This is a genomic window from Exiguobacterium sp. s46 (assembly GCF_018618875.1).
In the GTDB taxonomy this organism is placed as follows: Bacteria; Bacillota; Bacilli; order Exiguobacteriales; family Exiguobacteriaceae; genus Exiguobacterium_A; species Exiguobacterium_A abrahamii.
The window spans coordinates 1-460 of record NZ_JACSMY010000015.1 but is presented as its reverse complement, the minus strand read 5'-3'; the positions used below and the strand labels follow the sequence as shown (position 1 = coordinate 460).

The 460-nt window shown below is 50.9% G+C and carries 2 tRNA genes; both read left to right on the top strand.

The features are described 5' to 3' along the window. The first annotated feature begins 113 nt into the window (after positions 1-113). Positions 114-190 (top strand) — tRNA-Ile (locus tag KNQ08_RS16795). Positions 191-212: 22 nt separating this feature from the next. After that, a tRNA-Ala gene (locus KNQ08_RS16790) sits at positions 213-285 on the top strand. The last annotated feature ends 175 nt before the right edge of the window (positions 286-460 follow it).

The window sequence follows — 460 nt, the reverse complement described above, 5'->3', positions numbered from 1 at the left end:
AGGTAGCCGTATCGGAAGGTGCGGCTGGATCACCTCCTTTCTAAGGAAAACGTCCCTTACGGGACATGCCCATCGTTCAGTTTTGAGAGTCTAATTCTCTCTAGTCATGGAATGGGCCTATAGCTCAGCCGGTTAGAGCGCACGCCTGATAAGCGTGAGGTCGGTGGTTCGAGTCCACTTAGGCCCACCATTTCCATTATAATTTCAATCCTGGGGCCTTAGCTCAGCTGGGAGAGCGCCTGCCTTGCACGCAGGAGGTCAGCGGTTCGATCCCGCTAGGCTCCATTTGTCTTGTCCTTTGGATAAGGCACTCGCACCTTGAAAACTGAAGACATCAACAAGACATCAAACTTTTAATTAACCATGTCATTAGACGTGTGTTCTTAGAATACCAACGCTAGATCAAGGTATGAAGGGCGTACGGTGGATGCCTTGGCACTAGGAGCCGATGAAGGACGCG